The organism is Coleofasciculus sp. FACHB-542 (assembly GCF_014695825.1).
Lineage (GTDB): Bacteria > Cyanobacteriota > Cyanobacteriia > Cyanobacteriales > FACHB-T130 > FACHB-T130.
On the sequence record NZ_JACJPB010000049.1, the window covers coordinates 111,161 to 135,214 of the forward strand.

Genomic DNA, 24,054 nt, shown 5'->3' on the forward strand with positions numbered 1-24,054 from the left:
GTCATAAATGTGCAACGCTTTCCCTATGGCTGAAATTTTCAGCCTCTCTACTGAGTGCTACATTCACAATCTAAGATTTAAATTATTCTTGAACCTGAATTGGTAGCTTAGCTAAATCTGGCAATTCCACCAGCTGTTTTTCCTGTTCCTTGATAGCGACTGGCAATTTCAGGGGTTGCGGTTTCTCCTCTATCCAACAAGCCGCCGCCGGCAGGCATTGCTCCAGGTCGTCCAACGGTCGAGGAATCACCATTAAAGAATTAAATTCCCCAATCCTCTCGGCTTCTTGCATCCCCGCTTCGACAGCCACGGCGACATCTGCCACGGAACCCCGAATAATCGCGGTACATAAACCACCGCCAATCGTTTCGTAGGAAGACAGATACACTTCTGCTGCTTTGAGCATGGCGTCACAAGCTCCAACCATCGCCGGAAAGCCCCGCGTTTCTAATAAACCAACTGCTTGATTGCTGAGACGGCTGTAACCGTTGTTATCGGTAAGTTGGGATAAGTGTTTCCCAAGCGGAAAAATGACTTCCAAATTTGGCAGGGGGCGAGGAATCACCGAAGAGGAAATATACTGACCAAACTGTTCGGCAGTCTGGGCACCCGCTTCGACGGCTAAACGGACATCGGCAATGCCACCTCGGACAATCGCAGTACAGTAACCACTACCAATTTTCTCAAACCCGATGAGCGTTACCCCAGCGGACTTCAGCATCATATCGGCACAGCCGATGATCGCAGGGAAACTCTGAGTCGAAACCATGCCCAAAGCAGTGTCTTTAAAGCTTTTGGATTGACTTTGCCGCTCAAATCGAGCCAGTCCTGGCTGTTGTACCTCCACCGATGACCTCCCAGAGAAACTATTCTTGCGCCTAACTTTAGTATGCCCACAGTCACAGATTAGTTGATAATTGCTAGTGCTGATAACTGCCAAAAGTCAAAACTATGAACTTTGAGTGTCTTTGGGGGGGTGGTTGGCGGATTTATAGTGAGGAAACAAAGTCGTCAGCAGCCGATTGAGGTTCGCTTGTCCATAGACTGGAGTCCCAGCGGTTGGAGATGACGGCGTTAGCTCGTTCGGGGTGTCTTCGCTGCTGGATGTGGAGAGAGTAGAAGCGATCGCTTGCCCATTTTGAGTTTCCTCGCCAGTGGATGCTGCGGGGACGTCCTCTTGGTTGACTTGCGGATCTAAAACAGCCTCGCTGGAAGCGGCAGTTGGGGCGTCGGCAGTTAGAGTGTCAGCAGTTGGAGTATCGGCAATTTGACGAGTGTTATCTCCGAACAGAGAACCCGGTGGCACGACTTGCCAAGACTCCACGTTACTGTTAAAAACCGTCGTCGTGGAACCGATGCAGGCATTCGCACCAATCTTGCTTTTGCCGACGACAAGGACGCCAGCTCCCAATACTGCCCCTGTTTCCACTTCTATGGTGCCTTCGTAGGCATGAAGAATAGTTCCCATGCCGATGCAGACACCCGCAGCAATGATAATTTTACTGTCTGGAGCTGCTTGCAGGATCGCTCCCGGAGCGATCGCAGCACCGTCATCAATGCTTACATCCCCTTTCACATAAACTTGAGAGTTGCCAAGTGGCGGCAGTAGCGGCAAGTGCATGGGGCTAGAAAGTAAGGAGTGGCGAAATAACTTTTGGCTGAAGGAACAAGAATTGAATTTTTCTTTTTTACCCTTCATCCCTGCTAAAGGATGAAGAATGAAATTTTTCATTCTTCATCCTTACATTCTTCATCCTTGTTCTAGCGGCTACCGCTCTTCGCTGGCTGTTGAATCAGCAACGGTTTGTTGACGCGACGCTTGGCTTTGGGGTCAATTCCAAAGAAGCGCACGTACTCTCCGGCGTGGCTAGCCATGCAAGCTTCCAAAGCAGCGATCGCTTCTACTTCCCGATTTGTTTCAATCGGAGAGCAAGTGTGCCAAGAACTGGTGCGAAAGCGGCGCTCATCGGCGTGTTCCGTGCCAATCTTGTAGCCTTGAGCCAATATATTTCGCACCTGCTCAATCGCTTCTGAATTTAACAGAGAACTGTTTTCAATCTGCGGAGCGCTGGCTGTTGAACTCTTAGCTGTTGAACTATTGCCTGGGGCAGTGTTGGCACCCTTCGCCGTAGGTGCGCCGTCGGGACGTTGGATAATTTGCTCTAGCACCCGTCGCTTGGCTTTGGAGTCGATGCCAATCAAGCGCACGTATTCCCCTGGGTGTTCGGCTACGATTGCTTCTAAAGCTGCGATCGCTTCCGATGCCGACCGAGCTTCGATTGCTTTCCCACTCGTCCAGGAACTGGTGCGGAAGCGGCGTTCGTTCGCATATTCGGTACTAATCTTGTAGCCTTGATTCAGCAGGCTTTGCACTTGTTGTGCCAAGTCGCCGCCGAGCTGTGCGCTAGCGGTGTTAGCCGGTGATTGAGCGCTACCGTTGTTAGATTTAGTGTTAGCAGTTTTAGTTGCTTTGGCTTGTGTGGGTGCCTGCCCGCCGGGACGTTGGATAATTTGCTCTAGCACCCGTCGCTTGGCTTTGGAGTCGATGCCAATCAAGCGCACGTATTCCCCTGGGTGTTCGGCTACGATCGCTTCTAACGCTGCGATCGCTTCTGACGCTGACCGAGCTTCGATTGCCTTACCACTTGTCCAGGAACTGGTGCGGAAGCGGCGTTCGTTCGCATATTCGGTACTAATCTTGTAGCCTTGATTCAGCAGGCTTTGCACTTGTTGTGCCAAGTCCCCACCCTGGAAGCTAGCGGTGTTAGCGGGTGATTGGGTGCTACCGTTATTAGATTTAGTGTTAGCAGTTTTAGTTGCTTTGGCTTGTGTGGGTGCCTGCCCGTCGGGACGTTGGATAATTTGCTCTAGCACCCGTCGCTTGGCTTTGGAGTCAATGCCAATTAAGCGCACGTATTCCCCTGGGTGTTCGGCTACGATTGCTTCTAAAGCTGCGATCGCTTCCGAGGCTGACCGAGCTTCGATTGCTTTCCCACTCGTCCAGGAACTGGTGCGGAAGCGGCGTTCGTTCGCATATTCGGTACTAATCTTGTAGCCTTGATTCAGCAGGCTTTGCACTTGTTGTGCCAAGTCACCGCTAAAAGAGGCACTCGTCGAAGCTGGTGTAGCTGCACGGCGATCGCGCCCACCTTGGTTGGGTTGACTCATCTCATCCCGAATAGGTGTAATACACGCAGTATCTCCAGCACACAGATAGCCAGCTCTTAGTGCCTCATTAATCCCAACGACATGACGGCTAAAGTCGGTATCTTGTGCTTGCACATCCGATAGGCGGTCAGCTTGCTGCTGATTGGTAATCACCGCTCCCGAAGGGACATACTTTCCTGGAGGAATCTCTACATCCTGAATCAAGGCGTGCATCATCACAATGCAGCCTTTGCCCACCCTAGCGTTAAATACCGTAGAGCGGAAGCCAATAAAGCAATTATCCCCGACATAAGCGGGGCCGTGAATCAAAGACATATGGGTTAAGGAAGCATTCTTCCCGACCCACACCGAGTATTCCTGATTGTCATCCCCAACGACTCGACCTTGTTCCAAACCGTGAACCACGACACCATCTTGGATATTCGTGCCTTCGCCGATGTAGAATGGCGCTCCTTCATCGGCTCGGATCGAAGTTCCCGGTGCAATTAACACCTGAGGGCCAATCCGCACATCTCCAATAATGTTGGAAAAAGAATGCACGTAAGCGCTTGCGTCAATCTTCGGTTCCGCCAAACTTTTTGACCAAGGGGTCGGGGGAGCCGCAAAGCTGCGGGCTGCCATATCTCTAAACCTCACTAACTGAACAAAGTAACTAACGATATTGTTCTTTCTTGCTGTACAGGAGGCGATTGTCTACACTGACCGTGTCAATAATCGCCACCACCATCGCATCGAGAGGACGCTTTTCGCTGCCATCTACAATCCGGGCAGCACTCCCACGGCTGACCAGAACCCACTCATCTATACCAGCGCCTACCTGATCGCCAGCTACCTCGTATTGGGGTAGGATCTGCCCCTCTTCATCAATGAATTGCAACAGCAATAGCTTGACGCCTCGAAGGCCAGGCTCTTTATGGGTGCTAACAACCGTGCCACGAACTTTGGCAATTTGCATGATCGGTAATTGGGGAAAAAAGGAAACAAGGTAATTGGTAATTGGGAAAAAGGTCTTTTCCCATTACCGATGACCCATTACCCCTTACCCATGACCTAATCTTACGGCCTATTGAAAGGACGAATGCCACTAACACTTTCCCGGAATTGTTCAACAGCTTCCGTGTAACGAATGGGCAGAACGTACTCCAGGTTCTCGTGGGGACGCGCAATAATGTGAGTGGACAGTACTTGACCGCCATTCACTCGCTTCACGGAATCAACGCCCGCCGATACAGAAGCCTGTACTTCCGAGACATCTCCCCGAACGATCACGGTGACGCGACCGCTGCCAATTTTTTCATAACCCACTAGCGTGACGCGGGCAGCTTTTACCATCGCATCCGCAGCTTCCACAACGGCAGGAAAGCCTAGTGTTTCAATCATTCCAACTGCAATTGCCATCAGTTCTTCCTTCGCTTAATTTAAGTGTTTTGACTTGAAAATTTGGACTTTTCGGGGTTTCGAGTTGAGACGCGACCTAAAAATATATAAGGGAACACCGCCACCGGAGCGCTGCTGGCGTCTTCACCCTCCTTACGTCCGGAACTGTTCGACAACTTCCGTGTATCGAATCGGTAGCACATACTCCAGGTTCTCATGAGGACGCGCAATGATGTGAGTGGACAGAACTTCTCCGCCATTCACGCGCTTGGCTGCATCCACTCCGGCGGATACTGACGCCTGCACCTCAGACACATCCCCCCGAACAATTACCGTTACCCGGGCACTGCCAATTTTTTCATAGCCTACCAGTGTAACTCGAGCCGCTTTAACCATCGCATCCGCAGCTTCTACAATCGCTGGAAAGCCCTTGGTCTCAATCATTCCAACCGCAATTGGCATTTATTATCTCCTACCTAGTGGGACCTACACTCGCCTTAATTTGTACTTCTTGTAAAATTTGGACGAGGACACCCATTCTTTCATCTCAAGAACTATCGCTTAGCCTCGCATCATTAAGCATAGAGAAGCGAGGCTTACTTGACAATATAAACTATTATGATATTTTTATATTAAAGAGTTTAAGAAAACTTAACGGTCGTCAAAATGGCGTTTCTGTTCAATAAAAGCTTATCCGTTTCTGGAATGCTTCCTTATGTTTTATAATTTCTTTATTACTTTTGAATAGTCTACAGGATTATCTCCTGTAAACCGCACTGGGGGGGATTTTCAAAAAAAAATGAAGATTTTCCTAGGGCTTAGTCCGTGTCAAAATTAGACACTAATAAGCTAAAGCTTTTCAAGGTATAAATTTTTCAAATTTGCTTTATAAACACAGGTATAGTAGGTAAACATACCGATGTTTTTAATAGCTATGAGGAGAGTTCAAGATGAGTATAAATAATTTTTGGAGTTCTCAAGTGTTAATTTATAGCAAAAAAACGTCATACTGAAAAAAAAATAAACCTATTAATCTGACGTTTACAAGATCGCCATAGTTTGCCTGGGAACTACTTCCGAGTGCCTCTTGGTGAGCAAGTCGATTGATGAAGAAAATAGCAAGGGCTTTCCTAATATGACAGAGTTTCTCACCCAGACAAGTTGGTGGGTGCCTTTCTATGGATTACTGGGGGCAGTTCTTACCCTGCCGTGGTCAACTGGATTTATTCGTCGGACAGGCCCACGCCCAGCAGCTTACTTTAACCTGTTGATGACTATCTTGGCGTTTGTACACGGCACGATTGTCTTCAGAAGTACCTGGAACCAAGAGCCGATAAAGCTTGTATTCCATTGGCTACAGGTGGCAGATTTAGATCTGACCGTTGCTTTGGATATCTCAGCCGTGAGTGTTGGGGCAATGGAGCTAGTGACGGGCTTAAGCCTCCTGGCGCAACTGTTTGCCTTGGGGTATATGGAGAAAGACTGGGCATTAGCTCGCTTCTTTGCCTTGATGGGATTTTTTGAAGGGGCGATGAGTGGCTTAGCCATTAGCGACTCTTTGTTTCTCACCTATGCCTTGTTGGAAGTGCTGACCCTTTCCACCTATTTACTGGTAGGGTTCTGGTATGCTCAGCCGCTAGTGGTGACAGCCGCGCGAGATGCCTTCCTAACCAAGCGGGTGGGAGACATCTTGCTATTGATGGGGGTGGTAGCGCTATCAACTGTAGCAGGAACCTTGGATTTTCCCGATTTATATGAGTGGGCGGAAACGGCTACCTTATCGCCATTAACATCCACGTTATTAGGATTGGCATTGATTGCTGGGCCGGTGGGAAAATGTGCCCAATTCCCGCTGCATCTTTGGCTAGATGAGGCGATGGAAGGGCCTAACCCGGCTTCAATCTTGCGAAACTCGGTCGTGGTGGCTTGTGGTGCTTATGTGCTGATTAAACTCCAGCCAATCTTAATCCTTTCCCCGGTGGCTTCGGCGACCTTGGTGGCGATTGGCACAATGACGGCGATTGGTGCTTCGTTGGTGGCGATCGCGCAAATTGATATTAAACGAGCTTTATCCCATTCCACCAGCGCTTACTTGGGTTTGGTGTTTATCGCCGTCGGGTTGCAATGGACGGGTTTTGCCCTGATGTTGCTGTTTGCCCACGCGATCGCCAAAGCGTTATTGTTCATGAGTATCGGTTCCATCATCATCACCACCAACAACCAAAACCTTACCGAAATGGGCGGTCTCTGGTCGCGGATGCCAGCGACCACCACTGCCTTTTTGGTCGGCAGCGCTGGATTAGTCGGACTCCTGCCCTTGGGAGGCTTTTGGGCACTGCGCCTGGGGATTGATGACTTTTTCACAAACCAACCCTGGCTGGTAGCAGTCTTGCTCTTAGTTAACTGCCTGACCGCCGTAAATTTAACTCGCGTGTTTCGTCTGGTTTTCTTAGGCGAACCCCAGGCAAAAACTCGCAGGGCACCAGAGGTTCCTTGGCCGATGGCTGTGCCGATGGTGTCTTTGATCGTAGTCACACTGCTCGTCCCTGTGATGATGCAGCGCTTGTCACTGCTGCCTGATTGGGAATATCTCAACCAACAAGCGTTGTTGCTACTGGTGGTTTCCGGCTTAATTGGCACAGTTCTAGGAAGCGTGATTTATCTACCCAGAACTTGGTCTAGATCCGTTCGGATTCCCTTCAGATTTCTGCAAGACTTGTTCGCCTACGACTTTTATATTGACCGACTTTACCGCGTGAGTGTGGTTTTTGCAGTTGACCGACTTTCGCGGTTAAATGCTTGGATCGATCGCTATGTAGTAGATGGATTCGTTAACTTGGTTGGCGTTGCCACAATTTTCAGCGGGCAAAGCTTAAAGTACAACGCTACAGGTCAGTCCCAGTTTTATTTACTCACCATCCTCGTAGGATTAAGCGTTTTAAGCATTCTCATACTCTGGCCCATTTTAAGTGTTTTGAGTTCCGAGTTGTCCTTAGGTAATTGGTAAGAGGGAATGGGTAATGGAATCCCCAATCCATTCCCTCTTACCCTTACGACCAACTACCAACTACCCATTAAAAATTACCCGTTCCCTAGTATGCTCAGTGCTTTGATTTGGTTGCCGGTAATAGGCGCTGCGATAATCGGGTTTCTGCCCGGAACCATGAACCCGCAAGTCCCCCGGAAAGTGGCTCTGGCTGTTATTAGTGGTGTCTTTATCTGGTCTATTTTCCTAGTGAGCCAGTTTCAATATACAGAGGGACTGTTACAGTTTTCTGAGTTTATCCCTTGGATTGACACCTTAGGATTGACCTACCATCTCGGTGTGGATGGCTTGTCTTTGCCTTTGCTCGTTTTAAATAGTCTTTTAACAGGAATAGCGCTTTACAGCACGAATGACTCTATTCAGAGACCTCGGTTCTATTACGCTCTAATTTTATTGTTGAATGGGGCTGTCTCTGGTGCCTTTTTAGCGCAGGATTTGCTGTTGTTTTTCCTCTTTTATGAGGTAGAACTGATTCCGCTGTATCTGTTGATTGCTATCTGGGGAGGACAACGGCGAGGCTACGCAGCCACAAAGTTTCTTATTTATACGGCAGTCTCTGGAATTCTAATTTTGGCATCTTTCTTTGGGTTAGTGCTACTCAGTGGTGCCTCGACGTTTGAATTTGAAAAATTGTATGCCCTGTCCCTACCCTTGGGAACACAATTTCTGCTGTTGGCAGGAATTTTGGTAGGCTTTGGCATCAAAATTCCTTTAGTTCCCTTCCACACCTGGTTGCCGGATGCTCACGTAGAAGCCTCAACGCCCGTTTCCGTCCTGTTGGCTGGTGTGTTGTTGAAGTTAGGAACCTATGGGTTACTGCGGTTTGGATTGGGTTTGTTCCCTGAAGCGTGGGCGGTTGTGGCACCTTGGTTGGCGACTTGGGCGGTCGTGAGCGCGTTGTATGGTGCATTCAATGCGATCGCTCAAAAAGATATGAAAAAAATGGTGGCTTATAGCTCCATTGCTCACATGAGTTACATCCTATTAGCCGCCGCCGCCGCCACCCCCCTAAGCCTGATGGGAGCCGTCTTCCAAATGATTGCCCACGGCTTAATTTCATCGCTCCTGTTTCTGGTGGTAGGTGTCGTTTACAACAAGACAGGCACCCGCGATATAGAAACTCTCAAGGGTTTGCTCAATCCAGAGCGCGGCTTGCCCCTAATTGGTAGCTTGATGATAGTAGGGGTCATGGCAAGTTCCGGGATTCCCGGCATGGTAGGTTTTATTTCAGAATTTTTGGTATTCCGGGGCAGTTTCCCCGTGTTTCCGGTTCAAACCCTCCTGTGTCTGGTGGGAACAGGTTTAACCGCCGTGTACTTTTTGCTTTTGGTTAACCGCGCCTTTTTCGGACGCCTGTCTGAAAAAGCTATGAATTTGCCACCCGTCCAGTGGAGCGATCGCTACCCGGCGATGCTTTTAGCAGTTCTGATTGTCATCCTGGGAATACAGCCTAACTGGATGGTGCGTTGGAGTGAATCCACGATGACAGCCATGCTCAACCGATCGAGTATGGTCGCGGAAGTTTCTCCGATTGCTAAATCGGTGGATATCAAAACCGAATAGACCGGATACCCCAACCTTCTTCCCGACCAGGGAAGCGGGAAAATGACTCCTCTCCCCTCTTAGGGAAGGAGTCGGGGGAGTCAATCAGCAGGCAGTTCTGAAAATATTTCCTCTTTTAATTTTTTCATACACATTTTACGGTTACGAATAAGTCTCATGCCAAGCACCGCTTTAAAATTCTCAAATCACCCTCTAGCCGCGTATATTAACCGGCTGCAATCTGGAAAAGCTTTACTTGAGGATACGCCAGAGAATGTATTAGAAGTTGTCGGCATTCTCAAAAGCTATGGAATCGTCCTGGATGCTTATTATAAAAATCTCCTCTACATTGCCGATCATCAATTCTTAGTGCTGTTTCCCTTCTTTAAATACTTCAATGGCGAGATTACTTTTAAGAAGTTGCTGCGCCATTGGTGGCACGACCGGATTAATTATGAGTACGCCGAGTACGTGATGAAGGTGATGCTATGGCACGGTGGCGGTAGTATGGATGCTTACTTAGATTCACCGGAGTTCTACCAGCACGCGAGAACCGCAATCGAAGCCAAAATTAAAACAAACTTGCCCATTAGAGGTCTGGACAAACTGTTTCCAGAGTTTTTGCTCGAACAAGTCCGTCAGCAAGTTTATTACAGCGCTCTCGGTCAATTCTGGGAGGTGATGAGCGAAATGTTTCTCACCTTATCTGACCGCTATGACCGAGGAGAAATCAAATCAATCCCTGATGTGGTAGAACATATCCTGGCGGGTTTGGTCGCGGCAGCGGCTTCGCCAATTACTTACTCAGTAAAAATTCAAGACAAGGTTTATGACATCATTCCCAAATCAGCCGGGTTAACCTTTTTACCTGATGTCGCTGTGCCCTATGTGGAAACGATTTTCTTTAGAGGGACGCCTTTCTTAGGAACGGTTTCCTATAATGCCCAGGCTCAGCAAATTTCTCCCGATCAAAGTAGATTTGAATACGGCGCTCTCTATGCCGATCCGCTGCCGGTTGGCGGTGCTGGAATTCCACCGACGCAACTGATGCAAGATATGCGTCATTTTATACCCGAATATTTATACGAGTTATACCGTCGCAGCCTTCGGGGAGAAGATGATTTGCGGGTGCAAATTTGCATCAGTTTCCAAAAGTCGATGTTTTGCGTGACGACTGCTGCAATTTTGGGACTGGCACCCCACCCCATTGACACCACCGATCCCTCTGAGCAAGCAGCGAATCAAGCTTATTTAGCGAAATGGATGGATCGGTTTATCACCTCGCGCTTAAATGACGTGAATGGTTAAAGAGTCGATTCCTGGTTAATGTTGATTTGAGAAGTAGGGGCATGGTAGTTTCATGCCCTTACAGATATTTAAAACACGATCGACACAGTACTCAATTCACTCTTCGTTTTTGAAAACTTGTGTCGCGAGCAAAGCTAAGGCAACGGTACTAGCGATCGCGCCCAACTGGAGAGCAGGATTTTTAGCCAACCAGTCAGAAACGCTCGGTATCACCAGATTGCTAAAATCTCCATCAACTCTAGTATCGCCGGAAACAGGCTCATAAAGGTTGTTCCGATCATCAGGGGACTTCGGCTCGTTGGTGCGTTGAGCTTGGAAGCCAACGAGCAGCAACAAAGAATCCACCAGTTCCGGCGATAGCCGCTGTAGCGCATCTAGCGCTCTAGCAGCATCCCCAACCAAGAAGTCACGAGTTGGATGTTCAGCGACGTAGAGGATCGCGTCAGCGACCAGCCTGGGGTCATAGTAGGGCGGTATCCCTGACGGCTTCACGCCTAGCTTGGTGAGACCATTGTTCCAGAAGGGTGTATTGATCACCGCTGGTTTCACACTCGTCACGCTGATGGGAATACCCTCATGTTGCAGCTCAACGCGCATCGCTTCGAGGAATCCTTCGATCCCATGCTTTGCTGCGGAGTATGCACTTTGGTAAGGGAGACTTCGCAAGCCCTCCATTGAAGAGATGTGGATTAGCGCCCCCTGTCTCTCTCGCTTGAGATGGGGTAGCGCCGCCATTGCACCATATACCTGCCCCATCAAGCTAACATCAATGACGCGCTTAAACTCTTCTGGTGTGGTGTTGTCGAAGGTGGCAAAGATGCCGACAGCAGGGAGGTGTACCCAGGTATCGAGCCGCCCGTAGACTTCGACGGTACGGTCTGCGATCGCCTTCACCTGCTCGAATTCTGACACATCAGCTACCACAGCCGTTGCTTCACCACCAAGGCTACGAATCTCGTCCATCAAGGATGCTAGCTTCGACTCACTACGAGCTGAGACAACTAACTTTGCCCCTTTCTTGGCGAACTGAAGGGCTGTCTCGCGCCCGATGCCGCTGCTCGCCCCAACGACGGCAACAACCTGCTGATTGATTGGTTTTAGTTGCATTAATGCTACTCCTTAAAGTTTTTATGCCAAAAAATTCACCTTAAAGGTAAAGTTTTTCTAGAACGTTTGGTCTAATTGGAATCTACAAAATCAACTTTTCAATAATTACATCATACTAAGCAATAGAGAAACAAACATTGTATTTAAGCAGAGTTAAAAGCGCTCTGGATATTGTAAAAATCAAAAATTAGGATCTTGCCTGATTCCTCATCAGTTAAAAGGGGCATATTGTAAGCCGCGATCGCTTGCTCAATCTACTGATAACTATTCAGACAAATTTATGTGCTTCTAAGCAGAATAATTACTATGCCTTCACTCAACTTCTACCCAAAGCATGGTTTAGCATTAAGCTACGAAGTGCCCGTAGATACATAGAGCTTTAAATTCATGATGAATAAAGTTTTTTATTTGCAGGAATAATAAATTTTCATCCTATTTGTGGATTTTGCTAGTCTCATCTTTAGATATGTTGCATTTATAGGTATTCGCAGGATTCACATAAAGCATTATGGCTGATAAAACTAGGAAAGCAGACAACGAAGGCAATACACGCAAACAAGGAAATCTTTCAGATATACCCATTGAAGATACTGACCTAGTTTCAGATATCCCCGTAGAAGATACTGGCGAACCAATTATTTCAGATTTACCCCAGGCAATTACTGAATCCTTGGGAACGGGTGTTGCCCAAGAGCCAGGACTAGAAATTGGTGGGCGAACCATGCGCGATCGCATGGAGCAGTACACATCGGCTGGCCCAGAACTAACCGGCGGTGATATTGATGCTCGTTGGGATCAGGCGGAAGCGGTTGGTGACGAAGCAGTAGGGGGAACTGTTGCTACTCCGGATCAGAATGTTGTTGACGAACTGGGAGTTGCTGTTGGGCTTGATTATGACGACGGGGTATCTCTTCAGACAAACGAGATTTTGGAGTCACGCGACGCTGGTCGATGGGAGTTAGACCCCATGTCTGCGGAAGATTATCCGGAGCATTGAGTATTGTGTGGAGCGCGATCGCATTTTCAGTGAGATTCCAGTAAACCCTTGCAATCAGGGAACTCCCAGAAAAAAATTATCAATCTAGATTAATCCTAACTAAGAGCAGTTTATGGCAACCCCAGATCCCGACACCAAACCAATAGACCTAGAAATCACTGGAAACATTGATACACCAGATACACCATCGATGCCAGCTCCAGATGCCTATGTTAATTTAGGCGATTCGGCAAGCAACCCGCTAATTATTTCGCCACTGTCGGAAGAAGCAGAAGCAACGGACTACCAGGAAGAGACTAAAGATGCCGAACGCTCAACAGCAGCTAGTGAGGGAGAGTGACTTCTGTTGGCAGGGTTCGCAGGGCGATCGCTCCGAGTACAACAACACTTGCGATCGCGCCCCACTTCAGAACGGGATTTTTATCCACCCAGTCGGTAACGCTCGGTATCGCTAAGTTGCTAAAATCTCCCTTAACCCGGTCATTGGCTGGGATAGATTCATAAAGATTGCTTGGCGCATCGTCTGACTTTGGCTCATCGGTGCGCTGGAGTTTGAAGGCAACCCGTTGCAATATAGCATCTACCAGTCCGGGCGAAATCCGTTGAAGCAAATCTATCATTCGAGCCGCATCCCCAACCAGGAAGTCACGAGTTGGATGTTCGGCAACGTAGAGAACCGCGTCAGCGACCAAGCTGGGTTCGTAGAAAGGCGGTAGGCTGGCTGGCTTCACACCTAGCCGGGTGAGCGCATTGTTGTAGAGGGGTGTGTTGACGGCGGCGGGTTTGACACTCGTCACGCTGATGGGGATTTTCTCATGTTGCAGTTCGACGCGCAGGGCTTCGATGAATCCCTCCATACCGTGCTTTGCGGTGCAGTAGGAACTCTGAAGCGGGAGACTGCGCCTGCCCAAGACGGAAGAGAGATGGATCAGCGCCCCTCGCCCCTCACGCTTGAGATGAGGTATTGCCGCCATCGCACCGTATGCCTGCCCGACCAATCCGACATCAATAACGCGCTTGAACTCTTCGGGTGTTGTCTTATCGAAGGCGGCATAGACGGCAATCGCGGGGCAATGCACCCAGGTATCGAGTCGCCCGTACACCTCTACAGTACGGTCTGCGATCGCTTTCACCTGCTCGAATACCGTCACATCGGCGACGATAGCAGTTGCCTCACCGCCGAAGCTTTTAATCTCGTCCACCAAGGACGCTAGCTTCGACTCACTGCGAGCGGAAACTACCACCTTTGCCCCTCTCCTGGCAAACTGGAGGGCTGTCTCCCGCCCAATGCCACTGCTCGCTCCCACGACTGCAACGACCTGCTGATTGATTGCCTTCAGTTGCATCAATGCTACTCCTTAAAGTTCTCATTAAAAATTCTTCACCCCTGGAGGTGAAGTCAATCTAGAAATGCTTGATTTAATTGAAATCTACGAGTTCAACTTCTACCCAATAAATAAGCCAGAGCAAGCGTGCCTACATCAGCCGCAGGGTTGACAGTTCTCTAAGCAGCAACTCCAGCGAGAAACTGGCTCAACTGGGCACTGAAAATTTCCGGGCGTTCGACATGGGGTAAGTGACCGCAGTCGGGGATTAAGGCCAGGTGTCCTTGCTTTAGGCGGCTAACCGCGTCGTGAGCTTGCTCTTTTGGAAGAACCAAATCCTCCGTCCCCCACACGACTAGAGTCGGCATCGGTAACTCTCCTAGAGAGTCGAGAAATACTTGATGCTGTCCAAATACATTCAGCTGGGCGCGCAGCGAGGTCAGAGTAGCTTGAAGAAAACCGGGCATCTGAGACATTCGCTCTTGCTCTGCTATCCACACCGCGGGAGCCTGCGCGGGGTGGGCGAAGAACAGTGTCGCCCGTAACCAAGACCGCATTTTAGCGCCAGGAGGCGTTTGGCACCCAACGATCGCTACATCCCCATACCCAGGTAAAGTTAACTGAGACAGCAACGGGGTGACAGCGTAACCAAGCCCGGAACTATCTACCAGCACCAAAGCTGCGACTTGTTCGGGACGGGATAGGGCAAAGCGTAACGCAACTTGACCGCCTAGGGAGTTGCCCACTAGCACCGCCCGCTCAATTCCCAGCGCGTCAAGAAAATCGACCAAGAACTGCTTAAGAAACTCTGGCGTGTACTCAAGGGATGGTTTGGCACTATCACCGAAACCGGGAAAGTCCGGCGCATAGACACGATAGGTAGCTCCCAGGTTGGGAAGCACCCAAGACCAATCGAGAGCGCTGGCACTATCTCCATGTAGCAGCACTAACGGTAGACCATCATCGCCTGCTTTAAAGTACCGGATGCTTAAACCGCTCACATTGATTCGCCGCTCTTCAACCTCTGTTTTCACGCTTGGCTCCAATCCCATCTAAATAATGAAGTTTAATTATTAGTGTTGAATGTTCATTCAACCCAATGCGATCGCTATCGCCCTTAAGTGTGATGAGCGCCGTTGACTCTCACAACTTCGCCAGTGACGTAGCTGCTTGCGCTCGGTGAAAGCAGGAATGCAACTGCCCAAGCAACTTCCTCCGGTTTACCGAAGCGACGAAGCGGAATCTCGGACACAATGCGCTCTTTCACCTTATCTGGCACCGACTTAACCATATCAGTCTCAATAAATCCCGGTGATACAGCGTTGACTCGTACCCCATAACGAGCCGCCTCTAAAGCGAGGGACTTGGTTAAACCAATCACAGCCGCCTTGGTTGCGGCATAGTTAGTTTGACCGATGTTTCCCCGTTCACCCGAAATCGAGCTGATGCAAACCACAGAGCCTTCTTTCCGCTCGTACATTTTGGGGATAACGGGCATCAGCGTGTTGTAGACGCCTTTCAAGTTAGTGTCAATTACGGCATCCCAGTTTTCAGTCGTCAGTTTAGGAAAAAAGTTGTCTTGAGTAATCCCAGCATTCGCCACAATCCCGTAAATTGACCCTAGTTTCTGTTCAACCTGTTCTGCTACTGCCGTCATCGCTGCTTTGTCGGTTACATCAGCTTGAATTGCGATCGCTTTATGCTGACCATTGGTAGCGCTGCGGTGGGTGTAAGCTACCTTAGCTCCCAGCTCCTCCAAGAGACTGACGATAGCGGCTCCTATCCCTCGATTACCACCCGTTACCAAAACGACTTTATCTTCCAGTCCCAAAGACACCATGAGCCACTTTCACCCCTATTTCTATTACTGATTCCAGTGTCTTCGCCGCTTAGCGCCAATATTTGCAGTTGTAGGTTGGGAGGATGGATTTATTAACGCCCAATTTCCTACGTAGGGGCATGGCAATGCCATGCCCCTACAAATCGCGAATTGTGTATGTAATCAGTACAGCAAGATGCTGACTTTTATTGCAATTAGGCTGACATTTCTTGCTGAATCTTGCTCTTGGCAGCTTTGAATTCAGTAGCCATTTGCTCTTTCTGCTCAGTGCTACAATTTTTGTCAATTGCCGTGAACATCGTAAATTCTTCTTGGCGAATGTGGTCGCCAACCACTTCCATTAGGTCTTTAATTTTTGATCTGAAATGGTCGGCATTAGCAGGGTCAATCGCCTTAATTTCATCGAGCATCTGCTTCATTTGCGCTTGCTCGTCGTAAAGCTCTTGAGTGTTGTCATCGCCGTAGAAAGAGCGTACTTTCGGGTACACTACTTCTTCTTCTGCTTGAGCGTGTGCTAATAAATCTTTGTAGATTTGCCCGAAATACTCTTGGAGCTTTTGAGGATCTTTCGTCGCCCCAACTTCAGTGAAAAGTGTATTCACTTTCTCATGATCCAGCCGGATAAGGGTCTGGATATTCATATCTTGCTTGTCAGTGTTTTGCGTAACCACACTGCCAGCTACACCCGATAGGGCAGCAACTGCATCTTGCACCCTTGCCCAGAGTCCCTGATGCGCGTCTTGACCAGTCATTTCGCGGACTCCCACCTGTTCGAGCATCCCCTTGAGCTGTTCTTGGTGAGCGCGACCCTCGAAGTTAACAGTATTGAGAGGCCCAATTGCCAGTTCAATATCAGCCCCTACAACTTGAGCGGCTTTGTGGATCATGATTCCACTCATGGCTTGACCATGCTTTATCAGTTCGTGGTGAATGAGTTTTTGATAATAGGTAAACTCATCACCTGACATCATCTGCTCAAACTGCGGAATAAATATCTTGGTTGCAGCACTCGGTTCAGATTGAATGCCGTATTGAACGATTACAGTGTCTATGATGCCTAGGTGTTTCTGGTCATCAGAAAGCATATTTTGCAGACGCTCGCGGACATCTTCATAAGGGCAAGAATCTATGAGTTTTTGCTCGTTAGAGATGATTAAATTTAGAAAGGCTTTCAAGTCTGCCAATCTTTCAGCGATCGCCATCCGCTTTGTATCGTCTATTGTTGTAACCATGCTTTGTTATCCTGTAGGAAAATAGTTTGATTGATACCCGTTTCACGGCAAAGGTAATGTAGCTCAATACGAGTTACCCAAATATTACTCAGAGAGTTTTTAGAGGCGTTGTTCACGCCTTGCTTTGAGAACCCGAACGAACACCACTACCTTAGTTCTGGAAATGGGTTATTTCAAGCGAAAAAAACCTTGAATATCTTGATTTTGTCGTTGATCCAGTTCTCTTCCACCTAGCCCAGGTTAGATGTTTTGGTTTAGTCCACGAAAAGCTGAGTTGAGTTACTGAACCAAGAATTCTACGGCTATACGTTGTAAAAACCTTGGAAGTGTCAATTATCCAAGCCGCTCAATTGCGATCGCAGTTCCGCCACCAGTTCCATGACACACCGATGCCAGTCCCATCTGTCCATTTCGCTCCTGTAAGGCGTTGAGCAGGGTGACGATAATTCGCGCCCCCGACGCACCGATGGGATGCCCCAGCGCGATCGCTCCCCCATAGACATTCAGCTTCTCGTAAGGAATGCCCAGCTTGCGGTTGAACAGCACGCTGCTTAGAGCAAAAGCCTCGTTGTTCTCGAACAAGTCAAAATCGTAGATTCTCATCTTGAGCTTGTCTAAAAGCTTGTTGACTGCCAGAATCGGAACTTCCGGGAAGCGCCAAGTTTCTCCACCTATCGACGCTCCCCCAAGGATACGGGCTAAGGGTTTGAGGTTATAGCGTTCTACCGCCATTTTGCTTGCCAAAACTAAAGCTGCGGCTCCATCGGATATCTGACTGCTGTTTCCAGCCGTGAACACCCCATCTTCCCGAAAAGCCGGCTTTAGCTTGGCAAGGCTCTGCAAGGTGGTTTCGGGGCGAATTCCCTCATCTTTGTCCACGAGTTGCAAACCTTTTTTCCCCTCTATTCTTATGGGTGCAATCTCCTTGTTGAACCAGCCGTTCTCGGTTGCGATCGCTGCCCTAGCTTGTGAATATAGCGCTACTTCGTCTAAATCCTTCCGCGTCACTTGGTAAGCTGCTGCCAGCCGCTCAGCTTGCTCTCCCATCGTTTCGGTGGTCGTGGAATCGGTAAGACCGTCCTCAAGTAAAATATCACTGAGTTGCTCTGGCGCACCCAGTAGCATCTTATACCCCCATCTGGCTCGATGCGACAGGAAAAACCCTGTCTGAGACATGGATTCCATGCCGCCAGCCAGTACGATTTCCGCTTCGCCAGAACGGATAGCCGTGGCGGCGTTCATCACGCTCATCATTCCCGACGAACACACCATATCCACTGCATACCCATTCACCGTCTGGGGAATCCCGGTTTTGAAAGCTGCCTGACGGGGCAAAGACTGCCCGTGTCCCGCCCTGAGTACATTACCAAAGATATATAGGTCTAAAGCTTCCCCCGAAACTTCCGCCCGATCCAACGCTGCTTGCATGACGTGGGCACCTAATTCTACTGGGGAAAAACCCGCTAACGCACCTCCGAACCGACCGAGCGGTGTCCGTACTGCCGAGACAATATAGGCTTCTTGCATACATCCTCATTATTTTTTACAATGTCAGGTCTTGTAACTTTACTAACTTAAGGCGGGATATTTCTTGAGGCTACTTTCATTAGTTTCAGGAAGGTTTCACCATTTGCAATAAAGTCGAACTAAAGCCAGCCATTGTGATAGCTCCCCGCAAATAAATTAACCCCTGTTCTGCGACAAAGGGATTTTTCCCAAGACCGTAACGCCGAGATTCAAAAGACGCTTTTTTGTAAATTATATTTACAATTAACTTAAAAAATTTAGTTTATTTATAAATCATCCATTAGAACTAATCACCAATTATTATTTGATTAAGATAGTGGACAAATCATCGGTATTCCATAAGAAAGTAACAGGAGTAACACTAATGGATTGGGCAAATAATTTTGAGCAGTTTACCAGACAGTTAAGCGAGTTGCAGAGTGGTATTCTCAAGAGCTGGACTTCTACCATGCCGACTATGCAAGGTTTCAATACACCCAGTTACCGCGAGAATTTCGAGAAAACTTTGAAATTTCAGAAAGAAGTGCTGGCAAGTTCTCTGCAATTTCAGGCTTTGCTGGCTCGTCTGTCAATCGAAACTCAGAAGCAATTGTGGGAGGGATATTTTAATACGATCCGGAGTACACAGAGCCAAAAATCTGAGTAACTATTAGAGTTGTTTTTGAGATACGAGTGGTTTCAGTTTTTTTAGAGTTTGTTTGTAAAACAATTTACTTTGCAAACATCCTCTAAGGATCAATAAAGCTCGCCAAGGTATTTCTTGGGAGCTTTTTTACTATAAAACAGTTTTGGAAAAAAGTTTTATATTCGCTTCTTATCATCAAAGCTTTCAATCTAGTAAACAAGCCACAAACCAAAATAAACCTGCTAATTTATTTAATCCTCTACCTACAGAAAGGACATAATGTTAAGCAAGCTTGTACTTTTGAATACAAAGGCCGAAGCTGAACTTTGGAAAGATTTCCTAAAGTCCAGTTACCCGACAAGTAAACTGCGCGATCGCTCAATGTAGAATGATGCCAAGAAGGTTTTGACCGATTCCTCCTCACGCCTCTTGCCATCATGGATTTTAGCCAATTGCTTGTTGGAAAAATAGACGCGATCGCCAAAAACTGGGTTGAAGCAGTCCGCTTGGATAGGCAGATTTCCAGCACTGACGATTTACCCAGATCGGCGATCCGGAATCATATTCCTGATGTGCTAAAAGCGATGGCAACTGTACTTTCCCGCTCCCAAGAAAACGATATTCAGTCCATCGTCCAGAACAGTTTGCATCATGGTGTTCTGCGGGCTGAACAAGGTTTCGCTACCACTGAAATTGCGCGAGAGTATCGTCTACTGCGCCAGACGATCTTTTCCACTTTAGAGGCAGATTTACTAGAGGGTACGGTTCCGGAAGTGATGCGAACCTACAATGCAATTGACGCGACCATCGACGAAGCGATCGCCCAATGCTTCAAAAGTTATGTAGAGGAGCGATTGCAAGAACTACAGCAGGTGCAAAGTCAGGTAGAGTTAACCAATCAAGAACTCACTCGCTTGGTAAAAGCGAATCAGGATAATCTCTCTCAACTAGCCCACGAACTGAAAAATCCTCTGAATTCAATTATTGGCTATTCGGAGCTGATGTTACGCTCTTCACGAAAGAATGTTGAAGTTCAAGACAATTTCCCGAATCTGGAACACATTGAGCGCGTGCTACGCAATAGCAGGCACTTACTGCGCCTGATCAACGATACCCTGGAAATTTCCCGGTATTCAGCAGGGAAGATAGAACTGCACCCAGAACTAATAGATGTACGCTCTTTAATCAACAATGTAGTTGAAATGTTGGAGCCTTTGGCAGCAGCCAAAGAGCTACAAATGGTGGTTGATTGTGATTCGGCTAGTGCCGATAGTTCTGCTGCACGCGCTCCTGAAAAAGTGCTGACAGACGCCTTGCGATTGCAGCAAATTGTCACGAATCTTTTAAGCAACGCAATTCGCTACACAGAGACAGGAAGTGTCCAATTAACGTGTCAGATGTTATCTGATAACCGCTGGTCTATTGCAGTGAGCGACACTGGTATTGGCATTGCTCCTGAAGACCAGGCGCGGGTTTTTGACCCCTTCTTTCAAGCTGGAACTCGCGATCGCATGCCCGATAGCACTGGCTTAGGTTTAGCAATTGTCGCCCAACTGGTAAACCTAATGCAAGGCAAAATCGAGCTGGTATCCCAGGTTGGCCTTGGCTCCACCTTCACCGTCATCTTGCCCCTAGAAGTGAAAACCCTGGAATCAATTTCTTGAATTTTGGTTTTATCTGGTTTTTCTTTTAACTGTATAATTCTTGAAATTATTGAGCAGGATTAACGATACTTTTCAATCGCAAAGATGCTTTAATTCTTGCCATTAACTCCTCAAAATCAATCGGCTTCCGAATGAAGTCATTCGCTCCTAACTCTAATCCTTGAGGGATATTAGCACTCTCACTTGCCGTAATCATCAGAATCGGAATAAAAGGGAGTTGCGGATTTTCCCGAATCCGCCGAGTTACTTCATAACCATCCATTCCTGGCATCATGGCATCCATCAACACTAAATCCGGTGGCGATGCTTCTATCTTGGCTAACGCTGACTTACCATTTCTAGCGCTATCAATCTCATACCCTTCTTCCGCCAAAATCTCCTCTAGGAGGGATACATTATCCTCTAGATCATCTACCAATAAAATGCGTTTAGCTTGAGATTGAGACGATACCATAAAATCGACCCTCCATTTGGGGAAAGATGCTTATAAAAGCTTTTAAATTTTCCAATCTTTTAAATAATAGTTATTTGCTTACTAGCTAACCTCTTACCTAAGGGGAGTTTCACTTAAACCAACGGAAAATCGTGAGAAGAAAAAAGAATCTAAATATTAAGCCAATTTGTAATCTTGAATACAAAAAAATATGAATTGTAACATTTTATAACTACCTCCAGCGTCAGAGGTAGGCATCAAACCGATTCGTGAAAATGGTAAGCAATTTATTCGAGTATCAGCATCGGCAGCATTGGGCGCGATTGCTGCCGAATTGGATGCAGACTGCGTATTCTATTCGTCGGTTGAAAGCTTCGTGCAAGCCGATGCGACCGTCAACGCATACGTTATTGAGGATTGCGCTTCATGGAGCCACAACAACTAAGTCAGGAACTGCGGAAAGGACAAAACCCTCACATGAGCCGTCGCCGAGCGATTATCGGCTTGTCTATGCTAGGGGGTTCGATGGGACAGCTTGTTAGCCTATATCAGACCGGGATTATTAGCCACCTACCCGATCCTCCCGGACAAACGCTTTTCGATGCAGACCGCGTTGACGCATCTAACTATGCTTACAGCCGATTTAACTCACCCGATGGCCCGATAATGGTGCTTACTTACGCCATCACCGCTTGGCTGGCGGCTGCGGGTGGTCTCGATCGCGCTAGACGCAACCCGCTCTTACCCATTGCAATGGGTATCAAGATCCTGATTGACGTGGTGACTAATCTTGAGCTAGCTCGTGAAGAGTGGAGCGAGAACAAAGCCTTTTGCGAGTACTGCCAGGTGGCGACGGTTTGCTCGTTAACGTCTCTAGTGCTGGCAGCGCCTGAAGTGATTGCCGCTACTCGCGCCTTGCTGGGACAGGGCGACAAGAACACCGCAGACGACGCACAGTAAACGATACCAGGAAAGCGCGAAGCACCCTCAATTCCTTGCTTAGGGGCATGGCAGTATGCCCCTACATGAATGATCGGTAAGGGATAAATCAGTTGGTTGTTGCGATTGGTGAGCGAGAAGTGCGCGATTCTCTTTCGGAGACGCTACGCGATCGCTTAGACAATCCCGAAGATTTCGAGCGGATTCAGCAGACGGTGCAAATGTTCAAGGATGTCTTGCCGGAATTGATTGTACAGGATGCCCTATTTCATAGGGGTCTGGCAAATCTTAAACCCGTCACTAAACTTTGACCGGAATTGAGGAGATTTCATCAGATGGTGGTTGAGCGATCGCTGATTTAAGGCGTTAAATCAGCAGTGGATACGATTTGTTAAGCCTGTAATGCTTATAGAAAGAGCATTACAGGCTTAGTTTTGTCTTCTCCTCCTGAGAAGAGAATTTTGCCTAGATTGACCAACAATCAGACAGTTGCTCTTAGCGACCATTTTTCCCCTGCTAGACAAAGGCGAGTTTCGATAAGCTGGAAGAAACGAACAAGCGCAAGCAGCCTATAAGTTTTTGCTGTTAGCAGTCACAAGAGGATACCACTTACTATTTTTACCATTCATAAACGACTGGACTTGAGTGAGTAGATGCGTTCTACTCTCGCTAAAAATCATTAATTCCGCAAAGTAATCGCCTTTAGTCAAGGAAGATAAGTGATAAAGCCTGAGATCGTCGTCATTGGAGCATCGGCGGGAGGGATGGAAGCCCTGAAAAAGCTTGTTGCTCAACTCCCCTCCAATTTTCCCGGTGCTATTTTTATTGTTTGGCATATTGCCCCAGCGTATCCAAGTGTTTTGCCCCAAATTCTGGATCGGGTTTGCTCGCTGCCAGTCGCCCATGCAATTGACAAAGAGGCAATCAAACCGGGACGGGTTTATGTTGCTCCCCCCGATCACCATCTGCTTGTCGAATCGGGGTATGTCCGAGTCACGAAGGGCCCGAAAGAAAATCGCTTTCGTCCCTCGATTGACGTCTTATTCCGCTCCGCCGCCCGGAGCTATGGAAATCAAGCGATCGGGGTGGTTCTTACTGGAATGCTTGATGATGGGGCATCTGGGCTGTACGCAGTGAAGGAGCAAGGCGGGAAAGCGATTGTCCAAGACCCTTTTGATGCACTTCACGCCTCCATGCCTATCCAAGCGATGAAAGCGGTAGAGGTTGATTGGTGCGTCCCCGTCGCAGAAATGGGCGCTTTATTGATTGAGATGACAAACGAAGCCGTTGAGAAGAAAGGAGGACATCTGGTGTCTGAGCAGATGGACATTGAAGTCAAAGTAGCGCGGGAAGACAATGCTTTTGAGAGCGGCATCATGAAGCTTGGGAAGCTCTCTCCCTATACCTGTCCAGAGTGCCACGGGATGCTTCTGCAACTGAAAGAAGGCAACATTATCCGGTTCCGTTGCCATACAGGACATGCCTATTCCCTAAATTCTCTGCTTGTAGAAGTAACGGAGTCTATTGAAGCCTCACTTTGGAAAACACTTCGCGGGATCGAGGAGAGCGAAATGTTAATGAGCCACATGGCTAAACATCTGGGCGAAACGAACGATAGTGAGATGGCGGAACGCTTTTTGCAAAAATCCGAACAAGCAAATAGGCGAGCTAGCCTAGTTAGGCAGGCGGTGATGAGCCACGAAACCCTAAGTCAGGAGAAGATAATTAACCTGGATGGGTATGAGTAGCGACCAACCAAAAGCTTACAAATCGCCCAAGTTTGCCAAAAATCGACACGATTAAATCACCGCCCTATCTACAATTCACTGAGATATTGAATCAGGCAAATAACTTTTGAACCGCCATCCTTCAGGCTACCGCCCGCGATCGCAGTACTGAAAAATACGCTAGGCACCTTTTGAAC

At 48.0% G+C, this 24,054-nt stretch carries 23 protein-coding genes; 10 read left to right on the forward strand and 13 right to left on the reverse strand.

Annotated features, from left to right (window positions below):
- Positions 1–82: 82 nt before the first annotated feature.
- The 6 genes from H6F52_RS19660 to H6F52_RS19685 all read right to left on the reverse strand — a co-directional run bounded on the left by H6F52_RS19660 (position 83) and on the right by H6F52_RS19685 (position 5,007).
- Positions 83–847: a BMC domain-containing protein gene (locus H6F52_RS19660; RefSeq protein ID WP_347275941.1), complete on the reverse strand. Its 765-nt coding sequence runs from the start codon at positions 845–847 to the stop codon at positions 83–85.
- A 102-nt stretch (positions 848–949) separates the two neighbouring features.
- Entirely contained in the window at positions 950–1,732 is a 783-nt protein-coding gene (locus tag H6F52_RS19665) for a carbon dioxide concentrating mechanism protein (RefSeq protein WP_242028873.1), read from the reverse strand.
- Positions 1,733–1,761: 29 nt separating this feature from the next.
- The gene (locus H6F52_RS19670; protein ID WP_190412144.1) at positions 1,762–3,789 is read right to left on the reverse strand and encodes a ribulose bisphosphate carboxylase small subunit; all 2,028 of its coding nucleotides are present in this window, start codon (positions 3,787–3,789) and stop codon (positions 1,762–1,764) included.
- A gap of 31 nt (positions 3,790–3,820) precedes the next feature.
- On the reverse strand, positions 3,821–4,123 hold the full coding sequence (locus tag H6F52_RS19675) for a EutN/CcmL family microcompartment protein (RefSeq protein WP_190412143.1): 303 nt from the start codon (positions 4,121–4,123) through the stop codon (positions 3,821–3,823).
- Between the two features lie 101 nt (positions 4,124–4,224).
- Positions 4,225–4,566, reverse strand: coding sequence for a BMC domain-containing protein (locus tag H6F52_RS19680; protein WP_190412142.1), 342 nt, complete (start codon positions 4,564–4,566; stop codon positions 4,225–4,227).
- Positions 4,567–4,698: 132 nt separating this feature from the next.
- Entirely contained in the window at positions 4,699–5,007 is a 309-nt protein-coding gene (locus H6F52_RS19685) for a carbon dioxide-concentrating mechanism protein CcmK (RefSeq protein ID WP_190412141.1), read from the reverse strand.
- 673 nt (positions 5,008–5,680) lie between these two features.
- Between H6F52_RS19685 and H6F52_RS19690 the strand changes: the two genes are divergently transcribed.
- From H6F52_RS19690 to H6F52_RS19700, 3 genes are all read left to right on the forward strand, one after another.
- Complete coding sequence (locus tag H6F52_RS19690) at positions 5,681–7,552, forward strand: NAD(P)H-quinone oxidoreductase subunit F (protein WP_190426095.1); 1,872 nt, start codon at positions 5,681–5,683, stop codon at positions 7,550–7,552.
- Positions 7,553–7,642: 90 nt separating this feature from the next.
- Entirely contained in the window at positions 7,643–9,154 is a 1,512-nt protein-coding gene (locus H6F52_RS19695; protein ID WP_190412282.1) for an NADH-quinone oxidoreductase subunit M, read from the forward strand.
- 156 nt (positions 9,155–9,310) lie between these two features.
- Positions 9,311–10,441 (forward strand): CO2 hydration protein, encoded by a 1,131-nt coding sequence (locus H6F52_RS19700; protein WP_190528613.1) that lies wholly within the window; start codon positions 9,311–9,313, stop codon positions 10,439–10,441.
- A gap of 96 nt (positions 10,442–10,537) precedes the next feature.
- Here the strand turns inward: H6F52_RS19700 and H6F52_RS19705 are convergent, their stop codons facing one another.
- A complete protein-coding gene (locus tag H6F52_RS19705; protein ID WP_190536490.1) occupies positions 10,538–11,548 on the reverse strand; it encodes an SDR family oxidoreductase in 1,011 nt (336 codons plus the stop codon).
- Between the two features lie 508 nt (positions 11,549–12,056).
- Between H6F52_RS19705 and H6F52_RS19710 the strand changes: the two genes are divergently transcribed.
- Together H6F52_RS19710 and H6F52_RS19715 are read left to right on the forward strand one after the other, a co-directional pair.
- Positions 12,057–12,545 carry a DUF6335 family protein gene (locus tag H6F52_RS19710; protein WP_190426083.1) on the forward strand — a complete coding sequence of 163 codons (489 nt, stop codon included), beginning with the start codon at positions 12,057–12,059 and terminating at the stop codon, positions 12,543–12,545.
- Positions 12,546–12,657: 112 nt separating this feature from the next.
- Positions 12,658–12,885, forward strand: coding sequence for a hypothetical protein (locus tag H6F52_RS19715; RefSeq protein WP_190536491.1), 228 nt, complete (start codon positions 12,658–12,660; stop codon positions 12,883–12,885).
- On the opposite strand, the gene H6F52_RS19720 is transcribed toward H6F52_RS19715, so the two are convergent.
- The 5 genes from H6F52_RS19720 to phaA all read right to left on the reverse strand — a co-directional run bounded on the left by H6F52_RS19720 (position 12,869) and on the right by phaA (position 18,469).
- Positions 12,869–13,891: an SDR family oxidoreductase gene (locus tag H6F52_RS19720; protein WP_190536492.1), complete on the reverse strand. Its 1,023-nt coding sequence runs from the start codon at positions 13,889–13,891 to the stop codon at positions 12,869–12,871. The two genes, H6F52_RS19715 and H6F52_RS19720, sit on opposite strands and share 17 nt — an antisense overlap.
- Positions 13,892–14,049: 158 nt before the next feature.
- Positions 14,050–14,904, reverse strand: coding sequence for an alpha/beta fold hydrolase (locus H6F52_RS19725; RefSeq protein WP_339380189.1), 855 nt, complete (start codon positions 14,902–14,904; stop codon positions 14,050–14,052).
- Positions 14,905–14,987: 83 nt separating this feature from the next.
- On the reverse strand, positions 14,988–15,710 hold the full coding sequence (gene phaB / locus H6F52_RS19730; protein WP_190536494.1) for an acetoacetyl-CoA reductase PhaB: 723 nt from the start codon (positions 15,708–15,710) through the stop codon (positions 14,988–14,990).
- Between the two features lie 194 nt (positions 15,711–15,904).
- Positions 15,905–16,942 (reverse strand): hemerythrin domain-containing protein, encoded by a 1,038-nt coding sequence (locus H6F52_RS19735; protein ID WP_190412133.1) that lies wholly within the window; start codon positions 16,940–16,942, stop codon positions 15,905–15,907.
- A 333-nt stretch (positions 16,943–17,275) separates the two neighbouring features.
- Positions 17,276–18,469, reverse strand: coding sequence for an acetyl-CoA acetyltransferase PhaA (gene phaA, locus H6F52_RS19740; protein WP_190536495.1), 1,194 nt, complete (start codon positions 18,467–18,469; stop codon positions 17,276–17,278).
- A 364-nt stretch (positions 18,470–18,833) separates the two neighbouring features.
- Between phaA and H6F52_RS19745 the strand changes: the two genes are divergently transcribed.
- Positions 18,834–19,115: a hypothetical protein gene (locus H6F52_RS19745; protein ID WP_190536496.1), complete on the forward strand. Its 282-nt coding sequence runs from the start codon at positions 18,834–18,836 to the stop codon at positions 19,113–19,115.
- Positions 19,116–19,531: 416 nt separating this feature from the next.
- The gene (locus tag H6F52_RS19750) at positions 19,532–20,758 is read left to right on the forward strand and encodes a sensor histidine kinase (protein WP_190536497.1); all 1,227 of its coding nucleotides are present in this window, start codon (positions 19,532–19,534) and stop codon (positions 20,756–20,758) included.
- Positions 20,759–20,804: 46 nt separating this feature from the next.
- On the opposite strand, the gene H6F52_RS19755 is transcribed toward H6F52_RS19750, so the two are convergent.
- Positions 20,805–21,212 (reverse strand): response regulator, encoded by a 408-nt coding sequence (locus tag H6F52_RS19755; RefSeq protein WP_190412129.1) that lies wholly within the window; start codon positions 21,210–21,212, stop codon positions 20,805–20,807.
- A gap of 405 nt (positions 21,213–21,617) precedes the next feature.
- On the opposite strand from H6F52_RS19755, the gene H6F52_RS19760 reads away from it, so the two are divergent.
- The 3 genes from H6F52_RS19760 to H6F52_RS19770 all read left to right on the forward strand — a co-directional run bounded on the left by H6F52_RS19760 (position 21,618) and on the right by H6F52_RS19770 (position 23,878).
- A complete protein-coding gene (locus tag H6F52_RS19760) occupies positions 21,618–22,151 on the forward strand; it encodes a vitamin K epoxide reductase family protein (protein ID WP_190412128.1) in 534 nt (177 codons plus the stop codon).
- 92 nt (positions 22,152–22,243) lie between these two features.
- Positions 22,244–22,441 carry a hypothetical protein gene (locus H6F52_RS19765; protein ID WP_190536498.1) on the forward strand — a complete coding sequence of 66 codons (198 nt, stop codon included), beginning with the start codon at positions 22,244–22,246 and terminating at the stop codon, positions 22,439–22,441.
- Between the two features lie 408 nt (positions 22,442–22,849).
- Positions 22,850–23,878 carry a chemotaxis protein CheB gene (locus H6F52_RS19770; RefSeq protein WP_347276233.1) on the forward strand — a complete coding sequence of 343 codons (1,029 nt, stop codon included), beginning with the start codon at positions 22,850–22,852 and terminating at the stop codon, positions 23,876–23,878.
- Positions 23,879–24,054 lie beyond the last annotated feature (176 nt).